The sequence below is a fragment of the Clostridium beijerinckii genome, assembly GCF_008705175.1.
Lineage (GTDB): Bacteria > Bacillota > Clostridia > Clostridiales > Clostridiaceae > Clostridium > Clostridium beijerinckii.
Window position 1 is genome coordinate 2,757,351 of the sequence record NZ_CP043998.1, and the last position, 19,848, is coordinate 2,777,198.

18 protein-coding genes are annotated in these 19,848 nt (G+C 30.0%); 14 read left to right on the top strand and 4 right to left on the bottom strand.

Features of this window, described 5'->3' with window-relative positions; translation table 11 throughout:
• The first annotated feature begins 479 nt into the window (after nt 1-479).
• Complete coding sequence (gene argF / locus F3K33_RS12505; protein WP_023974615.1) at nt 480-1,475, top strand: ornithine carbamoyltransferase; 996 nt, start codon at nt 480-482, stop codon at nt 1,473-1,475.
• 130 nt (nt 1,476-1,605) lie between these two features.
• Here argF and F3K33_RS12510 read toward each other — a convergent pair whose 3' ends face one another.
• Nucleotides 1,606-1,884, bottom strand: coding sequence for a GNAT family N-acetyltransferase (locus F3K33_RS12510; protein WP_039772431.1), 279 nt, complete (start codon nt 1,882-1,884; stop codon nt 1,606-1,608).
• A 626-nt stretch (nt 1,885-2,510) separates the two neighbouring features.
• Here F3K33_RS12510 and F3K33_RS12515 point away from each other — a divergent pair.
• The 7 genes from F3K33_RS12515 (at nt 2,511) to rnfB (ending at nt 8,109) form a co-directional block, all read left to right on the top strand.
• Nucleotides 2,511-2,921, top strand: a complete 411-nt coding sequence (locus tag F3K33_RS12515; RefSeq protein WP_012058662.1) for a SoxR reducing system RseC family protein — start codon at nt 2,511-2,513, stop codon at nt 2,919-2,921.
• 179 nt (nt 2,922-3,100) lie between these two features.
• A complete protein-coding gene (rsxC, locus tag F3K33_RS12520) occupies nt 3,101-4,414 on the top strand; it encodes an electron transport complex subunit RsxC (RefSeq protein ID WP_039772433.1) in 1,314 nt (437 codons plus the stop codon).
• A gap of 16 nt (nt 4,415-4,430) precedes the next feature.
• Nucleotides 4,431-5,468: an RnfABCDGE type electron transport complex subunit D gene (locus F3K33_RS12525; RefSeq protein ID WP_012058664.1), complete on the top strand. Its 1,038-nt coding sequence runs from the start codon at nt 4,431-4,433 to the stop codon at nt 5,466-5,468.
• Between the two features lie 4 nt (nt 5,469-5,472).
• The gene (locus tag F3K33_RS12530) at nt 5,473-6,039 is read left to right on the top strand and encodes an RnfABCDGE type electron transport complex subunit G (protein ID WP_039772435.1); all 567 of its coding nucleotides are present in this window, start codon (nt 5,473-5,475) and stop codon (nt 6,037-6,039) included.
• 1 nt (nt 6,040) lies between these two features.
• Complete coding sequence (rsxE, locus tag F3K33_RS12535; RefSeq protein ID WP_017211714.1) at nt 6,041-6,664, top strand: electron transport complex subunit RsxE; 624 nt, start codon at nt 6,041-6,043, stop codon at nt 6,662-6,664.
• Complete coding sequence (locus F3K33_RS12540) at nt 6,664-7,239, top strand: electron transport complex protein RnfA (protein WP_012058667.1); 576 nt, start codon at nt 6,664-6,666, stop codon at nt 7,237-7,239. The genes rsxE and F3K33_RS12540 overlap by 1 nt, the downstream gene beginning before the upstream one ends.
• A gap of 18 nt (nt 7,240-7,257) precedes the next feature.
• Entirely contained in the window at nt 7,258-8,109 is an 852-nt protein-coding gene (rnfB, locus tag F3K33_RS12545) for an RnfABCDGE type electron transport complex subunit B (protein WP_017211713.1), read from the top strand.
• Between the two features lie 166 nt (nt 8,110-8,275).
• Here the strand turns inward: rnfB and F3K33_RS12550 are convergent, their stop codons facing one another.
• Nucleotides 8,276-8,806: a Gx transporter family protein gene (locus tag F3K33_RS12550; RefSeq protein ID WP_012058669.1), complete on the bottom strand. Its 531-nt coding sequence runs from the start codon at nt 8,804-8,806 to the stop codon at nt 8,276-8,278.
• The gene (locus tag F3K33_RS12555; protein WP_012058670.1) at nt 8,799-9,188 is read right to left on the bottom strand and encodes a NusG domain II-containing protein; all 390 of its coding nucleotides are present in this window, start codon (nt 9,186-9,188) and stop codon (nt 8,799-8,801) included. Before F3K33_RS12555 ends, F3K33_RS12550 begins: the two co-directional genes overlap by 8 nt.
• Before the next feature lie 334 nt (nt 9,189-9,522).
• On the opposite strand from F3K33_RS12555, the gene F3K33_RS12560 reads away from it, so the two are divergent.
• The 4 genes from F3K33_RS12560 to msrB all read left to right on the top strand — a co-directional run bounded on the left by F3K33_RS12560 (nt 9,523) and on the right by msrB (nt 15,638).
• Nucleotides 9,523-10,521 (top strand): LacI family DNA-binding transcriptional regulator, encoded by a 999-nt coding sequence (locus tag F3K33_RS12560; protein ID WP_039772439.1) that lies wholly within the window; start codon nt 9,523-9,525, stop codon nt 10,519-10,521.
• A gap of 272 nt (nt 10,522-10,793) precedes the next feature.
• Nucleotides 10,794-11,630, top strand: a complete 837-nt coding sequence (kduI, locus tag F3K33_RS12565; RefSeq protein ID WP_039772442.1) for a 5-dehydro-4-deoxy-D-glucuronate isomerase — start codon at nt 10,794-10,796, stop codon at nt 11,628-11,630.
• Nucleotides 11,631-12,086: 456 nt separating this feature from the next.
• Nucleotides 12,087-15,032: a bifunctional diguanylate cyclase/phosphodiesterase gene (locus F3K33_RS12570; RefSeq protein WP_039772443.1), complete on the top strand. Its 2,946-nt coding sequence runs from the start codon at nt 12,087-12,089 to the stop codon at nt 15,030-15,032.
• 156 nt (nt 15,033-15,188) lie between these two features.
• Nucleotides 15,189-15,638, top strand: coding sequence for a peptide-methionine (R)-S-oxide reductase MsrB (gene msrB, locus F3K33_RS12575; RefSeq protein ID WP_023974624.1), 450 nt, complete (start codon nt 15,189-15,191; stop codon nt 15,636-15,638).
• Nucleotides 15,639-15,750: 112 nt separating this feature from the next.
• Here msrB and F3K33_RS12580 read toward each other — a convergent pair whose 3' ends face one another.
• A complete protein-coding gene (locus tag F3K33_RS12580; protein WP_023974625.1) occupies nt 15,751-16,716 on the bottom strand; it encodes a YbgA family protein in 966 nt (321 codons plus the stop codon).
• A gap of 223 nt (nt 16,717-16,939) precedes the next feature.
• On the opposite strand from F3K33_RS12580, the gene F3K33_RS12585 reads away from it, so the two are divergent.
• Nucleotides 16,940-18,046, top strand: coding sequence for a CobW family GTP-binding protein (locus F3K33_RS12585; RefSeq protein ID WP_023974626.1), 1,107 nt, complete (start codon nt 16,940-16,942; stop codon nt 18,044-18,046).
• An 816-nt stretch (nt 18,047-18,862) separates the two neighbouring features.
• Complete coding sequence (locus F3K33_RS12590; RefSeq protein ID WP_023974628.1) at nt 18,863-19,801, top strand: TIGR03943 family putative permease subunit; 939 nt, start codon at nt 18,863-18,865, stop codon at nt 19,799-19,801.
• The last annotated feature ends 47 nt before the right edge of the window (nt 19,802-19,848 follow it).

Sequence of the window (19,848 nt, forward strand, 5' to 3'; positions counted from 1 at the left end):
TAATGACTTGGCTTGTTGGAATTCTAAATGAAAAAGTATTATTTAAATATTGAATATAAATAAATAGTATTAAAACATTGAATAATAATGCTATTTATTGTATAATTATTCATATAATAAATAATATATGGATTAAATAAAAAATTATTACGTAAATCTAAGTTATATATTGTTTATACGTAGATAAACAATTTAAGAATTAGACTTATTAGATGAACATATTTACAAAGTTGCTAAAACTTTAAGCTCATATCTTCACTAGAAATCATAAATATATTTGTGGAGAAAACATTTGAAAATGAGCTGTTAAAGGTTCTTAGCTTTTCGGAATCAAAATATTTATGATTTCGGTAAGTTATCACACAAGTCTAGTTTTAAAGTTGGACATCTATATTATGTATAAACTTATTTACAGTATATATACTAAATAAAATAGATTTTTTATTTATAAAAATATTATAAATAGAAGGAGAATGAGCATGGCAGTAAATTTAAGGGGAAGAAGTTTTTTAAAGTTATTAGATTTTAAACCAGAAGAGATTAGATATCTGTTAGATTTGTCTAAGGAATTAAAAACATTAAAAAGAACTGGGATTTTACATGATAAGCTGAAAGGTAAGAACATAGTGTTATTATTTGAAAAGACATCTACAAGAACAAGATGTTCATTTGAAGTGGCTGGAAGAGATTTAGGGATGGGGGTTACATACCTAGATTCAGCAGGATCTCAAATGGGAAAAAAAGAAAGTATAGCAGATACAGCAAGAGTTCTTGGGAGAATGTATGACGGAATAGAGTATAGAGGTTTTAGTCAGGAAATAGTTGAAGAATTGGCTAAGTATGCAGGAGTTCCAGTATGGAATGGATTAACTGATGAATTTCATCCAACTCAAATGATTGCAGACCTTCTAACAATAGAAGAGAAGCTTGGGAGACTAAAAGGTGTTAATTTTGTATATATGGGCGATGCAAGAAATAATATGGGAAACTCTCTCATGGTAGCTTGTGCAAAGATGGGCTTAAATTTTACTGCTTGTGCACCTAAAGAATTATTTCCATCAGAAGAGTTAGTGGAAAAATGTAAGGAGATAGCTCAGGAAGCTGGAGGTACGATAACTTTAACAGAAGATGTTAATAAAGGAACTAAAAATGCAGATGTGATCTATACTGATGTATGGGTATCAATGGGTGAACCAGATGAAGTTTGGGAAAGTCGACTAAAATTGTTGAGCCCATATCAAGTAAACAAGGATGTTATGAATAATGCAAATGAAAACGCAATATTTATGCATTGTTTACCGGCTTACCATGATTTAAAAACTAAAGTGGGAAAAGATGTAGGAGAAAAATTTGGAATGACTGCATTGGAAGTTACGGATGAAGTATTCGAAGGAAAACAATCTGTAGTATTTGACGAAGCAGAAAATAGAATGCATTCTATAAAAGCGATAATGTTAGCAACAATTGGTGCATAAATTATCCAGAATTAATCTTAATTATACAAAAATTATTCACTAAATTAGAGAGAGTTTTCTATAGTAACTCTCTCTAATTAATTTTAATCTATTTTTAAATAAGCAAATATACTCATGAAATGGTAAAATTTTATTTGAACCAAACATCTTCATATTCTTTATGTGAAACAAATTCCTCTTCTGCAAACCAACATTGTGGTATTATCTTTTTGTTATGTTGTCTAGCAAAATCCACGACCCTTTTAACCAGTTGCTGACCGATATTTTTTCCTCTAAGTTCTGGTGATACAAAAGTATGATCAAGTATAATGTTATTTTCTCCACTATCCATATATGTTACTACAGCTTTTATATTATCTTCGTCATCTCCAATATAAAATTTATGATTACCTTCCTTAATCTCAACCAAAATGATTCTCCTTTCTATTTCCAAGTAAAGTTCAAATTTATTTATTAAAACTATTATACTTTAATAGTTTATCCAAAAGATAAAAATAATCCACAAAATTTAAAATATTAAAGATTTCATCAAGGAATCTATATGCCGACTCAATTAATTAATGGAGAAACTCATAATATATATTTTAAATTAAATAATGAGTTTTATTATTTAGTAAAAAATTTATTAAATGTAAAACTATGTTAAAAAAATATCAATTATATAACCAAAATTCAATAAAGAGATTAAAGTTAAATGTGTATTTTTTACACAGTAAAGATAGTCAATTGCTAATTAATGTTTAAATAGTAACTTATTTAAACATTAATTAGCAATTTGAATGTTAAAGAATTAACGTCTTAAAAATGTTAATTTAAAAACTATTCTTTAAATTAAAAATATAAAGGTTTATAATAAAACAAATACCAGATAATTCATTAATTAATAAGGTATTACATTTTATGTATTATATTGAATGTTATGAAAACGTATATTTGTGAGGTGATCTATTTATGATATATTTTTTAACTGGATGAAAGTTAATAGAAACGTATTCGTGTAATAAGTTATAAGCAATTTTAAGGAGTTTGATAACGATGAAAACAGAACAAGGCCTAGTAATTGAGGTGGTTGGAAATTCGGCGAGAATTAAAGTTGGCAGACATAGTGATTGCAAAAACTGTGGTGCTTGCCCGGGAAGCGAAAGCCTAATCTTAGAAGCGAATAATAAAATAGGAGCAAAGCCAGGGCAAAGAGTAATTCTTGAAATAAAAGAAACCAATGTTCTGAGAGCAGCTTTTATTGTATTTATTCTGCCGTTGATTGCTTTATTTATTGGTGTGATGTTAGGAGGGTTTATAGGTCAATATATAGGAGTTAATAAATTTATGTTCCAAGTGATTGGTGGGGTAGTTATATTTGCTTTATCTATTGTTATTGTAAAACATTTCGATAAGGCAAGTGCTGCAAATGAAAAGTCCAAGCCAGTAATTATTCGCATTTTATGATAGATTTATTTCTCGATATTTAAATAAAAAATTGATGAACTATTATTTATTCAAGTATATATTACTCATATTGTAAATATTATTTACTTGTATTATAAATATTATCTTACGAATTATTGTAGTTATGTAAATTTAATTGTAAATAATTTATTCTTAAGAGGTTTGTGAGGCGATTATTAATGTTAAAAAGTTTTCTCGGAGGAATTCATCCGAAAGACAGTAAAAAGTATACTTCTGATAAAGCCATTGAGTTACCACCATTACCTGAAACATTAACTATTCCTATGAGCCAACATATTGGAGCACCATGTACACCTATAGTTAAAGTTGGGGATATAGTAAAAAAAGGACAGGTCATAGCAACTAGTGAAGCATTTATGCATAGTCCAATACATTCATCAATATCAGGAAAAGTTACAAGTATTGCAGAAATGCCACATACATCGTTAGTAAAATGCTTATCAGTTGTTATTAAAAGTGATGGGTTAGACGAATGGGTCGATGGAATACCATTAGAACGAGATTGGGAAAATCTTGAGAAGAAAGAAGTTCTTGATATCATAAAAAATGCTGGAATAGTTGGAATGGGTGGTGCTACATTTCCTACACACGTTAAACTTTCTCCAAACAAGGAAGTTGATACATTTATCGTAAATGCTGCTGAATGTGAGCCATACTTGACAGCAGACTATAGAATGATGATTGAATATGCTGACCGTATAGTAACTGGAGTCAAGATAGTTATGAAAACACTAGGAGTTAGCAAAGGAATTATAGGAATAGAAGATAATAAACCAGAAGCAGTAAAAGTTATGAAAGAAGCATTTAAGGGTACATCAGTTGACATTGTAGCTCTACCTACAAAGTATCCCCAAGGTGCAGAAAAGATGCTTATAAAAGTGCTTACAAGTCGAGAAGTTCCATCTGGTGGATTGCCTATGGATGTTGGAGTTGTTGTACAAAATGTTGGTACAGTTATAGCTATTTATGATGCAGTAGTAAATGGCATTCCAATAATTCAAAGAGTTACTACTGTTTCAGGAGATGCAATTAAGGAACCTAAAAATTTATTACTAAGAATAGGAACAAGTTTTAAAGAAGCCATAAGTTATTGTGGTGGATTTAGCAAAACACCAGAGAAGCTAATTATGGGAGGGCCTATGATGGGAATGGCTCAATTTTCATTAGATGTTCCTGTAATTAAAGGTGTATCTGGAATTCTAGCATTAAGTAAAGATGCCATAAATTCTGGTGAGGAGTCCCCTTGTATAAGATGTGGAAGATGTGTTGAGGCGTGTCCTATGGGTCTAATCCCAAGTATGCTAAGCATATTAGGTGAACGTCATAAATTTAAAGAGGCCAAAGAGGAATATAATTTGCTAAATTGTATTGAATGTGGAAGTTGTGTTTATACATGTCCTGCAAAACGTAACATAGTTCAGTATATAAAATATTCAAAATCACAAAATTTAGCAATGGCACAAAAAAAGTAAAGGAAGAAGGGGTAAAATGAGTTCCGAAATTGGAGTACAAGAAAGTAAAGTGCAAGGAATTAAAGCAAAAGAAGCTGATACACAGGAAAATAGTTTTACTGTATCAGCATCTCCACATATTCGTTGTGATGAATCAATCTCAAAGATAATGTGGAATGTAAACATAGCATTAGCACCAGCTGCTATTTTTTCTATATATTATTTTGGTATCCCTGCATTAATTAACTTAGTTGTTGGTGCAGCTTCAGCAGTTGCTTTTGAATATTTGGTTCAAAAATTCCGTAAAAAGAAGATCACAGCATTTGACGGAAGTGCATTTTTAACTGGCTTATTGCTAGCTATGTGTGTGTCCCCAACGTTACCTGTTTATATGATAATAGCGGGTTCGTTTGTAGCCATAGTAATAGCTAAGCATTCTATGGGTGGGCTTGGATATAATATTTTTAATCCAGCTCATATCGGAAGAGCAGCATTAATGGTATCTTGGCCAGTTGCAATGACAACATGGACAAAGATGACAACTTCAGTAGATGTTGTTAGCTCTGCTACACCATTGAACATATTAAAACAACAAGGATATTCTAAATTGATTGAAACTTTTGGTGGCAATACAGAATTGTATAAAGCTATGTTTATTGGCACAAGAAATGGAAGCGCAGGAGAAACTTCAACAATACTTCTTATAATTGGAGGCGCGTATCTTATATATAAGGGATATATAAAATGGCAAGTTCCTGTATGCATGATAGGAACAGTAGGAATAATAACCTGGATTTTCGGACCTTCAGGTTTATTTAGTGGTGATCCTATTTTCCATATGATGGCTGGAGGATTAATTATAGGTGCATTTTTTATGGCAACAGATATGGTTACAGCACCTATAACTTTAAAAGGGCAAATAATTTTTGCAGTGGGAGCTGGACTAATAACATCATTAATTAGATTAATAGGTGGTTATCCAGAAGGCGTTTGCTATTCGCTTTTACTTATGAATGCTGTAACACCACTAATAGATCGTTTTGTAAAGCCAAAACAATTTGGAGCAAGGGGGTAGTAAAATGTCCAATGAACATGCTATTAATAAGGAGTATTCTATTTTTCAGATAGCGATAAATTTAATAATAACTTGCTTGGTATCTGGTTTAATAATAGGACTAGTATATTATGTTACGGCACCAATTGCATCTGAAAAGAGAGAAATATCAAAACAAGAATCTATGAGAGCATTAGTTAGTGATGCCGATAATTTCAAGGCTGTTCCAGATAAGGCCGATTGGTTTACAGCCGAAAAAGGCGGTAAAGTAATTGCATATGTAGTTCCAGGAGAAAGCAGAGGATATGGTGGAGAAATTAAAATGCTTGTAGCTATTACACCAGCAGGAGAAGTAATAGATTATAAGATACTAGCACATAATGAAACTCCAGGTCTAGGAGATAATGCTTCAAAAGAACCTTTTAGAAGTCAATTTAAAGGAAAAAAAGAAGCAAATTTAACAGTTACAAAAGATGCTTCTGATAAAGATGATATTCAAGCTATGACAGGCGCAACTATTTCATCTAGAGCTGTAACATTAGCTGTCAAAAATGCTGTGCATGAAGTAACAGAGTTTGCAGGAGGTAAATAATATGAAGGAAAAGTGGAAAATTTTTAGCAAGGGTTTGTACGATGAAAATCCAATATTTATGTTATGCTTAAGTCTTTGTCCTGCATTAGCTGTTACATCATCAGTGATAAATGGTTTTACTATGGGCTTATGTGTAACTTTCGTTATTACAAGCAATAACGTAGTTGTATCGCTTACAAGAAAATTTGTAAACCCAAAGGTTAGAGTACCAGTTTATATTACATTTATAGCTACTATAGTTACCGTTGTAGAACTTGCATTGCAGGCAATATCACCTGAATTATATAGTGCTCTTGGTATTTATTTAGACTTAGTAGTTGTTTTTGCTATAATACTTGCAAGAGCAGAGGTATTCGCATCAAAAAATAAAGTGTTTCCATCATTCTTAGATGGATTTGGAATGGGATGTGGTTTTACATTAGCTATGCTTTCAATATCTGTAATAAGAGAGCTTTTAGGAAGTGGATCAATTCTTGGGGTTAAAATACTAGGCTCATGGTACAACGCGCCTTTAATTATGATACTACCAGCTGGTGCATTTATACTAATAGGTTACATGATAGGAGCAATAAAGCTCCACAATGCACATAAAGAAGCTAAAAAAATAGAAGGAAGTGAAGCATAATGAGAGAGTATTTTACATTGTTTATAGGTGCGTTACTTGTAAATAATTTTGTTTTAACAAAATTTGTTGGACTTTGTATATTTTTTGGAGTTTCTAAAAGTTTAGATGCATCAATAGGCATGGGAATGGCAGTTACCTCTGTTATAACTCTAAGTTCAATGTTAGCATGGGTTGTATATAATTTTGTACTTTTGCCATATCATTTGACATTCTTAACAACTATTGTTTTCGTAATACTTATAGCAAGTTTTGTGCAATTATTAGAATTAATTATAAAGAAACAAGCACCTACATTATACAGCATGTGGGGGATATATCTTCTTTTAATAGCAACAAACTGTATTGTATTATCAGTTCCATTATTAAGTGTTGAGTCAAACTACTCGTTTGTAAAAAGTGTAGTGTTCTCAATTGGATCAGGAATGGGATTTGCACTGGCCTTAGTACTTATGGCAAGTTTAAGAGAAAAGCTGGTTTATGCAGATGTGCCAAAACCACTAGAAGGAACAGGAGTTGCTTTTATATTAGCAGGTATGTTGGCATTGGCATTCTTGGGATTTTCAGGAATGATATAAAGGAGATGAGTAAAGATTATGTTTACTGTTATAATGGTTTTAGTGGTTCTTGGAGGAATAGGTGCGGTTTTTGGTTTTATCTTAGCATTTGCAAATAGAAAATTTGCTATGGAGGTGAATCCACTAATTCATGAAGTAGAAGATATTCTTCCTAAAGGACAATGTGGTGCATGCGGCTATGCGGGATGTGCAGCATATGCAGAAGCAGTAGTTATGAAAGATGATGTTCCTCCTAATTTATGCGTTCCAGGAAAGGATGCTGTAGCAAAACTTGTAGCAGAAATTACAGGTAAAAAAGCAGAAGAAGTGGAACCAAGAATAGCTCATGTTAGATGCAAAGGAACAAGTGAAAAAGCAGCATTAAGTTATAAATACAAAGGAGTTCATGATTGTAAGGCAGCAAGCCTAATACAAGGAGGACCAAAAGGATGTAAGCATGGATGTATTGGATTTGGGACTTGCGTAAGCAGTTGTCCTTTTGGAGCTATGACAATGGGAGAAAATGGACTTCCAGTTGTTAATAGAAAAAAATGTACTGGTTGTGGTAAGTGTGAAGAATCATGTCCTAAAAATGTGATTCAAATGATCTCAATAAATGCTAGAGTAAAAGTTGATTGTAATTCAAAAGATAAGGGAGCTATTGCTAGAAAGTTATGTAGTGCTGCTTGTATAGGCTGTGGACTTTGTGCAAAGAATTGCAGCTATGGAGCTATTCAAGTTCAAAATAATCTCGCAGTGGTGGATCAGAAAATATGTGCTGAAAAATGCAGTGAAGCAACATGTTTGGCAAAATGTCCAACAGGAGCAATAAAAGTTGCGAATGAATTAATTGCTAATAAAAATTCAGACACAGTAAAAGTTACAATTTAAAATTTACAGTATTTTATATTAAATTATGGTTTAATATAAAATATTTATTAAATGTATAGCCAGTAGAGATGAAAAAATGTGCATTTCTACTGGCTATACATTTTGTAATTAGTGGGGCATTGTAGTAAACGTATGAGAGAATTTTTATTATTAATAGTGATAAAACTCATTGACTAATATTTAAATCATTAAAGAAAGGAAGCTTGGACATATGTTTGACTATAAAATTGGAAGTTATACCAATAAAAATACCTGTACCAATTCCAGCTATGGATAAGATTGGTAAATAAAGTGTAACTGCAATATTTTGAACTATAATTGCGGCTACAATTAATTGTCCTACGTTGTGGAAAAATGCTCCAGCAGCACTTACACCTATTATACTAACTTTATCTTTCCCAATATTTTTTACGAAAAGCATTATATAAAAACTAAGCAACGCTCCAACAGCACCATACATAAGTGTAGAGAGATTTCCACCAAACATAGTTGAAAGAAGAAGCCTTAATATTATAATTAAAAAAACATCTTTTTTATTATTCAATATGTATAATGCTATGACAGTAATTAAATTAGTTAACCCAAGTTTTGCACCAGGTGCAATAAATGGAACGGGAATCATACTTTCAATTGTATACAAAGCCAAAGCTTGTGATACTAGAATACCTATAAATACTATACGAAAAGTTTTATTCATTTAAACACCTCAAACTGTTTGCCATTATATCACTGCTTTTTATTTCAATCATAAGTTTATGTGGAAGACAAACTATAATTTGGCCTGGTTCTGATATAAATCCAGATCTAACGCATATTTTATCCTTGCAATCGGCATCTATTACTTTAATAGATTTATCTTTGACGTCTATTATATTATCACCATATGAAGTTTTAATATCTATTTGGTCCTCACCTCTATGCTCAGATAGGTTGATTTTCTTATAAAATTTACCGTCTATAGTTATCTCAGCATATGTTCCATTGTAATGTTTGCCCATTATTACCCCAAAAACAAGTTCAGGAATAAGTGATATACATAGTAGAATAACTATTATAATTATATCCCATTTTTTAAACATATTATTTCCTTCTTTAATCTATAAATTTATTATACATTTTTGACAAAAATTTTAAAATATATTATGGTTAATATTGTATATTAAGTTAATTTTTAAATCAAGAAATTAATTATATAAGTTTTAAACAATATAACGTATCCTAGTATTAGAAATACTCACAAAGCTTGTAATTTACTAATTACTGCTATAAAATAATAAACAAGATTGTGAACACGTGTGTAATTATTGAGCGTAAAAGAAATTATTTATAACCTCTGGCTATATTTGCGTACTAAAAATTAATTCTTTGCTAGAGATAAAAGCGCTTTATTTATTAAAAATTTGGAGGATTAATATGGCTACTACGATTAAAGATATAGCGAAAGCACTAGGAATATCACATTCAACTGTTTCAAGGGTACTGACTGGATCTAAATCTGTAAATGAAAAGACCAAAGAGGCGGTACTTAATGCAGTTAAAGAGCTAAACTATATTCCTAATATGAATGCGAGGAGTTTAAAGATAGATAAAGCTTATAATATTGGTGTATTTTTTTCAACTATAAGTAATGGAACCTCACCATTTGTATTTCAAACTGTTATAAATAATGTGTACAAGAATATAGACAAAAAGTATAATGTCATTGTTAAAGGAATAGATATGTATGAAAAAAATACTATAAATCCTAAAAATTATGATGGAATACTAGTAGTAAGTCAAAAAATAGATGATGATGATTTTATTAGAGAAATATTAGAGAAAGAGATACCTATTGTAGTCATAAATAGAAAGGTAAATCATGATGTTATAAATGTATATACAGATGAGAGTGTTGGGGTGTATAAGGGAGTAGAGGAATTAATAAAAAATGGTCATAAGGATATTGCAATAATAGAAGGAGCAATCAATTTCGATTCAACTAAAATGAGGCGAGAGGGATACTTAAAAGCTTTCAATAACTATAATATTAAATTGGACAAAAATCTGGTGCTAAATGGGAACTTTACTGTCAAAAGTGGATATGAAAAAGCTAATGAATTAATAGAAATGAATGAAAAGTTTTCAGCCATATTTGCTTTTAATGATGAAATGGCAACTGGGGCAATAAAAGCTATTACAGAGCATGGATTAAGGGTTCCAGAAGATATTTCAATACTAGGATTTGATGGGAATGAAATTGGCAGATTTATTACTCCAAGTATTACAACAATTAAAAGGCCTATAGGAGAAATAGCAAGAATTGCCACTGACTTGCTTTTAAGATTGCTAAATAATGAACAAGATATAACAACTAAGAAAATATATATAGAATCAGAATTGGAACTAGGTAATTCAATTAAAGATTTAAATTAGAATAAATTATATAAAGCTATAGTGAAGCAAAAGTTTTCCTCACTATAGCTTTAAAATTTAATTCAAAATGAGAACAAAAAACTATTGCAAATATTTACATAAGCGTATATACTTGTATTAAGAAAAAGGGAACACGTGTGCAAAGGGAATTACATAATATTAAGGTTAGGAATTTTAGTAAAACCTTCTTGATAAAATGTATATATAAACTTTGAATATTTTTTTACTCAATTGGGAACACGTGTGCCTAGAAATTGTAAGGAGAGATTATTATGCAAATGGAAATTAGATACTCAAATCATCCAGAAGACTCTAAGCACTATGATACAGAAACTTTAAGAAGACATTATTTAGTTGAAAAAGTATTTGTAGATGGAGAAGTAAATTTAGTTTATAGCCATAATGATAGAATCATATTTGGTGGAGTTACACCTATAAAAGAAACATTAAAGCTTGGAGCATCTAAAGAATTAGGAACAGATTACTTTTTAGAAAGAAGAGAACTTGGAGTTATTAATGTAGGTGGAGAAGGAACAGTTATAGCAGATGGAGTAGAATATAATCTAAATTATAGAGATGGATTATATGTTGGACAAGGCACTAAAAATATAGAATTTAAATCATCTGATGGAAAAAATCCAGCTAAGTTTTATATAAATTCTGCACCAGCGCTTAAATCATATCCAACAGTAAAAATAGATTTAGAAAAAGCTAATAAGATAAAATGTGGCGATGAAATAAACATGAATAAAAGAACAATAAACCAATATATTCATCCTGCAGTATGTGAAAGCTGTCAATTAGTAATGGGATTAACAATACTTGAGCCAGGAAGTGGATGGAATACAATGCCATGTCATACTCATGAAAGACGTATGGAAGTATATTTATATCTTGATGTACCTGAAGATCAAGCAGTAATTCATTTTATGGGTGAAGGACAAGAAACAAGGCATATAGTAATGAAGAATGAGCAGGCAGTAATTTCACCAAGCTGGTCAATTCATTCGGGCATTGGAACTCAGAATTATTCATTTATATGGGGAATGTGTGGCGAGAATATAACATTCGATGATATGGATAACATAAGAATCCAAGACTTAAAATAATATAATTAATATTGAAATAAAGAAGTTAAGAGCAGTTTAAGTGAAATTTCTGCATAAAAGATGTTAAATAAATTTATTCAAAAGCTGTAGGCATAGATTTGGTCTGCAGCCTTTTTATTCTTTAGAAATTTATTTCCAGTAAAATCAGTGGACGAGGCACTCCTTGAGGGTATAACTTAAAAAAGGTTGATTGGATAGTTTTGGCATTTTAAAAAGAATAAAAAAAAATCATATTCACTTAGTTAAGACAAAATATAGAAATTCGATTTCAACATATAGATTTCAATTAAGAGAACTATAATTTATCAGTATGAAGATAGGTAGCTAAAGAATTGAAATTATTAAGTATAAATGGTAAAATATATATTAATATCATTATCTAGCATTGATTTTTATATTAGTGAAAAAGGTCCTAAATTAGAAAATATACAAATTAAATAATCAAGGAGCATTGCTATGAAGCTTACTTTTAGATTAAAACTATTCTTTTATTTTGTAGGAATTATATTGTCTATATCTATTCCAATTGCACTAATAACTTATAATTATATGTATAAATCCCTTAAAGAGCATCTATTTTCAAGCGCTAAAGCCCAAATGGTGCAGGTTGATAACAACTTTTCTAACATGTTAGGGCAAATAAAGTACAATGCTAAGTTTCTTGCAACTTATTCAGATGCAAAAAAAGCAGACCAATCTATTTCAGCTCTATTTAATATTCCTGATATTGCGATAAATAAAAAATATTCAAAACAAATACCTGGAATAGAGAGTACTATATATAATGTGCTTGAGGCTTATGGAACATCTCATCCAGAAACAACTTATGTGTACATTGGTACTAAATGGGGAGGGTATATTCAATGGCCTGATGGATTAAGTACTAATACATTTGATCCAAGGACAAGACCATGGTATTCTTTGGCATTATCAAATCCAGATGAAGTGGTAATTTCAGATCCATACGTTTCGGCAGTTGATAATTCCAAAAATGTAATTATAAGTGCGTCAACAACAGTAAAAAATGAAGATGGAAGTATTGTTGGAGTTATGGGTATAGATTTAAGTTTGGAAAAGTTATCTGAAATAATAAGAAATATTAGGATTGGAGATACAGGTTATGTTTTTCTTTATTTAAAAGATGGAACTATGTTAGCTCACCCAAATATAGATTTAAACTTTAAAAATATCTTACATTTAAATCAGTTAGGTTATACATATTCTCAAACAGATGAAGCTTCAAAATTTTCATTTGATAACTATGATAAATTTATAGATTTGGATAATGGAAGTTTTGAAACTTATATAAATGGAGATCCTGTTTTAGTTAATGTTTATACATGTAAGGATACTGGTTGGAAGATGGCTTCAGTTATACCAAAAAGTGAATTGGAAAGCAAAGCTAGCAAGATGGGATATTTAATAATTATGATAACAGTGGGCGTTTTATTTCTTGCTATTTTCGTTACACTCATTGTTACTAAGAAGGTAACAAAACCGATTACAGAATTAGTTCCTTTAATGCAAGCGGCTGGAAATGGGGATTTATCAGTAAAAGCTAGTATTAATTCAAATGACGAGTTTGGAGAGTTAGGAAGATCTTTCAACCTGATGATTGGTAAGTTACGTTCAAGCTATGAGGAATTATCATCAGTTTATGAGGAATTGCTGGCGACAGAAGAAGAATTAAGAGTACAATATAACGAATTACAACAAAATGAGGAAGCACTTAGAGTGAGTGAAGAAAAATACAAACTCGCACTAGAATGTGCAAATGACTCGATTTGGGAATGGAATTTAGTTACAGATACATTCTTTGCTTCTGATAAATTAATTGATATTACTGGATACAAGTTGGATGAGATAAATAATTTGAGAAACTTTGTGTATGAGAATGTTCATTCAGATGATCTTGATAAAGTGAAAAAAGATTTCAAAAATCATATTAATCAGCTTACAGATGTTTATAGCTCTGAATTTAGAATAAGAACTAAGAGCAGTTCGTACGTTTGGATTCTCTCTTGTGGTAAAGCGTTAAGAGATTCTGAAGGAAAAGTTATAAAAATAACTGGTTCTATTAGAGATATTTCTGAAAGAAAGATTTCAGAGGATAGAATAAAATTCATGGCATTTTATGATTCTTTAACAAAACTTCCTAATAGGACATTGTTTATGAATAGGCTAAATGAACAACTACAATTATCTAATTACGCCAATAAACAAGGAATTGTATTTTTTATAGATTTAGATAATTTTAAGAATATAAATGATACTATGGGACACGAGTATGGAGATAAATTGATAATAAGTTTAGCAAAACAGTTTGAAAATTTAATTGAAGAAAAAGATACAATATCTAGACTTGGTGGAGATGAATTTATATTACTTCATCCTGATTCAAAAGAAGATGAGATACAAGCTTATGCAAAAAGGCTATTAGGTTTGTTCGATAAAGTATTTAAAATTGACAACAAGCATATGTATATAACTGCCAGTGTTGGAATAGCTTTATATCCTAAAGATGGAAAGGATAGTAGTACAATTTTAAGAAATGCAGATGCTGCTATGTACAGGGCAAAGGAATTAGGTAAAAATAGATTTTCTCTTTTTGATCCACAAATGTATATAAGCCTTGAACGAAAGACTAGTATAGAAAGAATATTAAGGACAGCAGTTGATAATAATGAACTAATCATTAACTATCAACCTCAGTATGATTTACAGGCAAATAAAATCTTTGGTTTTGAAGCATTACTTAGATTAAATAGTAGGGAACTTGGTTTTATATCTCCTGCAGAGTTTATTCCAATAGCAGAGGAATCTGGATATATCACACAATTAACTTTATGGGTGCTTAAGGAATCTTGCAGACAAAGTGCTAAGTGGTTTGAAGCAGGCTATAAATTTAATAGCATAAGCGTTAACATCTCATCAGTTGATTTACAAGAGACAAATTTCTTAGATAATGTTAAAGAAATTATTGAAAGTTCATCTGTTAATCCGAATATGATTGAACTTGAGATTACTGAAACTGTTCTTATGAAATCATTTGATTCTAGTATTGGAATATTAAAGAAATTAATGGACATGGGAATTAGAATTGCGCTTGATGACTTTGGCACGGGATATTCATCATTAAGCTATCTTAGAAGAATTCCTATAAATACATTAAAGATTGATAAATCATTTATAGACAATATTTCTTTAAATAAGAAAGAAGAAGCGATTATAAAAAATATTATTCAAATGGCACATAGTATGGAATTAAAAGTTATTGCTGAAGGAGTTGAGGTTGAAGATCAGCTTTTAATACTTAAAAGAATGAAATGTGATTATATTCAAGGGTATTATTTTAGCAAACCTCTTCTTGCTAATCAACTTGAAGAGTTACTGGAAAAATAGAAAGTTGAATAAGTATGCTTAGATTTAAGGTGTGAAGATATAAGGTTCGCATATAAGAATAAGATTACTATAAATGAATTAGTATTATTCCTTTGTCACATAATATTGATATGTATACAGAAATAAATATTTCAAAAGAGAACAGGGAGGAAACAAATGAGTCAAAAGTATGTAAAAAAATCCAATGAAGAATTAAAGATGAGTCTGACAGATGAACAATATAGAATTACACAAGAAAATGGTACAGAAGCTCCATTTTCTAATGAATATGATAATCAGTTTGAAAAGGGGATTTATGTAGATATAACTACGGGTGAGCCATTGTTTGTATCAACCGATAAATTCAACTCTGGGTGTGGCTGGCCTGCATTTTCCAAGCCAATAGATAGAAAGGCAATAAAAGAAAAAATAGATAAAAGTCATGGCATGGTAAGAACGGAGGTTCGAAGCAGTACTGGTGATGCACATCTAGGACATGTATTTACTGATGGACCCGAAGATATGGGAGGTTTAAGATACTGTATAAACTCAGCAGCACTTAAGTTTATCCCCAAAGACAAGATGAAGGAAGAAGGTTATGAAGAATATTTAGATAAGATACTATAATAGTAGTATTATCATCATGATATTAATTATAAGTACCTTTAAGAGAATAAATAAAGCTAATATTTTTTAACGGCGGTAATATATCGCCGTTAAAATTTAATCAAAAATTGAATTATATTTCTATCTTTTCTGAATCTTCTAATATAATCAAATCTTCTGGGTAAGGATTAAAATAAGTTTGTTCCAAAAGGTAATCAATATTAAATCTAACTACATACGATTTAACTAAAAGCATAGGAGACATTATTGTAAGTTTTTTCATCTTGTATTTTTCTAAGGAATCCAGTAATAATTGAGTTTCTTCATTAGTTATGTATTTTGAAAAATATCCCATGGCATGCATTAGAACATTTATATTATTTGTATACTTAGGAAGTTTTTCAAATGCCAAATTCAAATTCTTCTCATATTCAGCCATAATACTTTTTATATCATTATTTTCACCATTTGCTGTAATTCTACCTAAGATTTTAGTATACTTTTGACTATTTGCCATGAGTAGTAATTTATTTCTGCGTTGAAAAAGTATTAATTCATTAAGTGAATTAGATTTCTTGACTTTTCTAAAATCTGCATTAATAAAAATTCTTGTAAGAAAATTATCTCGAATTCTATAATTATGTAATCTGCCTTCATCTTCTATTGCTGCATAAGGAAATTTCTCTTTAATCTTATTTCCAAATATTCCGGCACCTCTTGTACTTCCTGTAACCTTAGCTGTGCCATTATAAATTTTTACATTTTTATGTCCACAGGAGGGTGAAGCGCTTTTTAAGAGAAAACCGTCTATATTATTTAAATCTTTCAAATATGATTCTGAAAACTCAACCATTTCTTTTGTGAATTCTTTTCCTTCTTTTGGCTCATATAATTTTAATTCATTATTTTCAGAGACAACTCTAATTGTTGGTCGTGGAACTTTAAGTCCTATGGAAGTTTCTGGACAAACATTTATAATATTAACAAAAGGTTTCAATTTTTCAACAAATGCATCAGTTATCATTTGTCCATTGTAACGACAGGCTTCGAAACCTAAACATTTACTAAAAAAGACATTTGGTTTAAATAAATCACCCATGAAAACACTCCTTTTTTCATTTTACTTATAATATTATCATTTTATAAGTAAGTAATTCATTAAAAATGTCAATAATAGAGAAATCATCGATTTATCATTATTGACAGTATTAGATTTTAAGGGTAGGATAAAAATGAAATATTTCTGGAAACGACTTTAAATATTTCCAGAAGGAATAACTTTTAAATATATAATTAATATTTACATAGAAAGGATTTTTTATATGACTAAAATAGATATTATTTCAGGGTTTCTTGGGGCTGGAAAGACTACTTTGATTAAAAAATTAATAGAAGAAGCATTTCAGGGTGAAAAGCTCATGATAATTGAAAATGAATTTGGCGAGATAGGAATTGATGGAGGATTTTTAAATAATTCAGGAATTGAAATAACAGAAATGAATTCGGGATGTATTTGTTGTTCTTTAGTTGGAGATTTTGGAGTTGCACTTAAAGAAGCATTAGATAAATATTCGCCAGAACGTATAATAATAGAACCATCGGGAGTTGGTAAATTATCAGATGTAATTAAGGCAATAGAAAATATAAAAAGCGAAGTAGATATTAAACTTAATAGTTTTACGGCAGTTGTTGATGCTGTAAAATGCAAAATGTATATGGATAACTTTGGAGAATTCTTTAATAATCAAATTGAAAATGCAAATACTATTGTCTTAAGCCGAACTCAAAAGATTTCAGAAGAAAAATTAGAAGTATGTGTATCCCAAATAAGAGAACACAACAGTTTTGCAACAATAATAACAACAAACTGGGATGAGATTAATGGAAAGCAAATTCTATCTGCAATGGAAAGGGAAGAGTCCCTTGAAAAAGAGCTTTTAGTAGAAGTAAAGAATAATAAGTCTGAAAATCATCAACACAGCGAAGAGTGCTGTTGCAATAATCATAAGAACCATACTAAGGAAGAATGTGAATGTGATAATCATGAACATCATATAGATTGTAATTGTAATGATCATAACCATGCTCATCATACTCATGATCATGAGTGTGGATGTGGACACGATCATCATTCACATGATCATCATCATGCAGATGAAGTATTTACGAGCTGGGGAATGGAAACACCAAAAAAGTTTTCAAAAGTAGAAATAAATAATATATTAAAAACTTTATCGGAATCTTCTGATTATGGAATTATATTGCGTGCTAAAGGTATAATCCCTTGCTCAGATGGAGGATGGATAAACTTTGATTTAGTTCCAGGCGAGTATGAAGTACGTGAAGGAATAGCAGATTATACAGGAAGGTTATGCGTTATAGGTACAAATTTAAATAAGAATGAAATAGAAGAATTATTTGATGTATAGATACAAGCTAAATATTTCGATTTATATAAAAATTGTTATTAAGGAAGAGGAGTGAACATTACTGATAATATAGATAACCAAACTTAGACCTGAACTTATGCATATAACTCCCCGAAATGAATAACATACTTTTGTTCCAGTTTCCAGGTAATTCTGATGGGTGATTCTAAGGCTATAAAGTTGCACCCAAAGTGCTAGCCTCAAAGAACAAGCTTTGAACTAGCACATTTGGAACAACTTATAGCCAAAGAATCACATCCATCAAAATTACCAATGAAACATTCCACAAAAGTATATTACCCATTTCTAGTTGGGATATATTTCATAATCTAAGTATAGTTTATGAGTGTGTTATCTATAATAAAACTTCTCTCTTTAATGAATTCAAATAATTAAAATTCATTTGAGTTTATTTAGTGATATTATCACATTTTTTTGACCTATATCTGAAGAAGGACTTTCATCTATTTCGATTTCAGGGATATTTAGAGAATTTTTCTCACCTAAGGCCTTGATTATCCATAAGATTCTTTTTTGATAGTCCTGTAGTAATTTCCTATTCATGGACATTACCTCTTTTCATAGAATTTAATATGTAGTAGGTTACACTAATATAAATAAAATATACATTAAATGAAATTTTAAGATAAAGTATTTATAATTATGAGGAAGGAAATTTAGAATTAGCAATAGAAATTCATAAGAAAAAACAATTTAAGTTCTGAAATATTAAAAAACTTAAATTATGAATGTAAATTTATAGATAGAATTATGTTACATTTAATTAGAAAAATAAGTGAAAGAAGGAATTGATTTATGACTGATGTACCAGTTTTTCTTATTACTGGTTTTTTAGAGAGTGGTAAGACTACTTTTATAAAAGAAATATTTAATGATCCAGAGTTTTATGATGGGGAAAAAATTCTTTTAATTGTTTGCGAGAATGGTGTAGAAGAATATGAAGTTGAATTTTTGAAAAAACACAATGCAAATATTGTTAGCATCAGCAATATAGAAGAATTTACAGAGTTAGCTTTAAAGGAATTCAATCAGAAATACAAACCAACCAAGGTTGTTTTAGAATACAATGGGATGTGGCAATTTGACATTTTTGATAATATGAAGTTTCCTGATAGATGGGAGATTGCTCAAATTATAACAACTATTGATGCATCAACATTTGAAAGTTATATGAGTAATATGAAGTCTTTATTAATAGAGCAATTTAAAAATTCAGATTTGATTATATTTAACCGTTGCAACGATAAAACAAATAAATTGAAATTTAGAAATAGTGTAAAAGCTATTAATTCAAGAGCTAATATGATGTTTGAATTAGAAAATGGCGAGATTGATGATAGTCCCTTAGAATTACCATTTGATATACATAAGAAAGTAATAGAATTTAAAGACTACGATTATGGGGTTTGGTACTTAGATGCAACAGAATATCCAGAAAAGTATGATGGTAAAAATATAAAGGTAAAAGGTCTTGCTTATAGCAACCCTAAGTATCCTAAAGGTGTTTTTGCATTTGGCAGAAATGCAATGACTTGCTGTGAAGATGATATATCATTTTTAGGTATCCTGTGTCAAACGAGTAAGGCATTTAATTTTAAAGATAAGGAATGGATCGAGTTAGAAGGTATAATTCATAAAAAATATATACAGCAAGAACAAAGGGAGATTCCATATATAGTGGTTCAAGATTATAAAAAAATAGATAAGCTTGAGGAAGAATTAGTTTATTTTTAATAGATTAGCCATGTATATAAACTTAATATATAAAAGCAGGTACATTG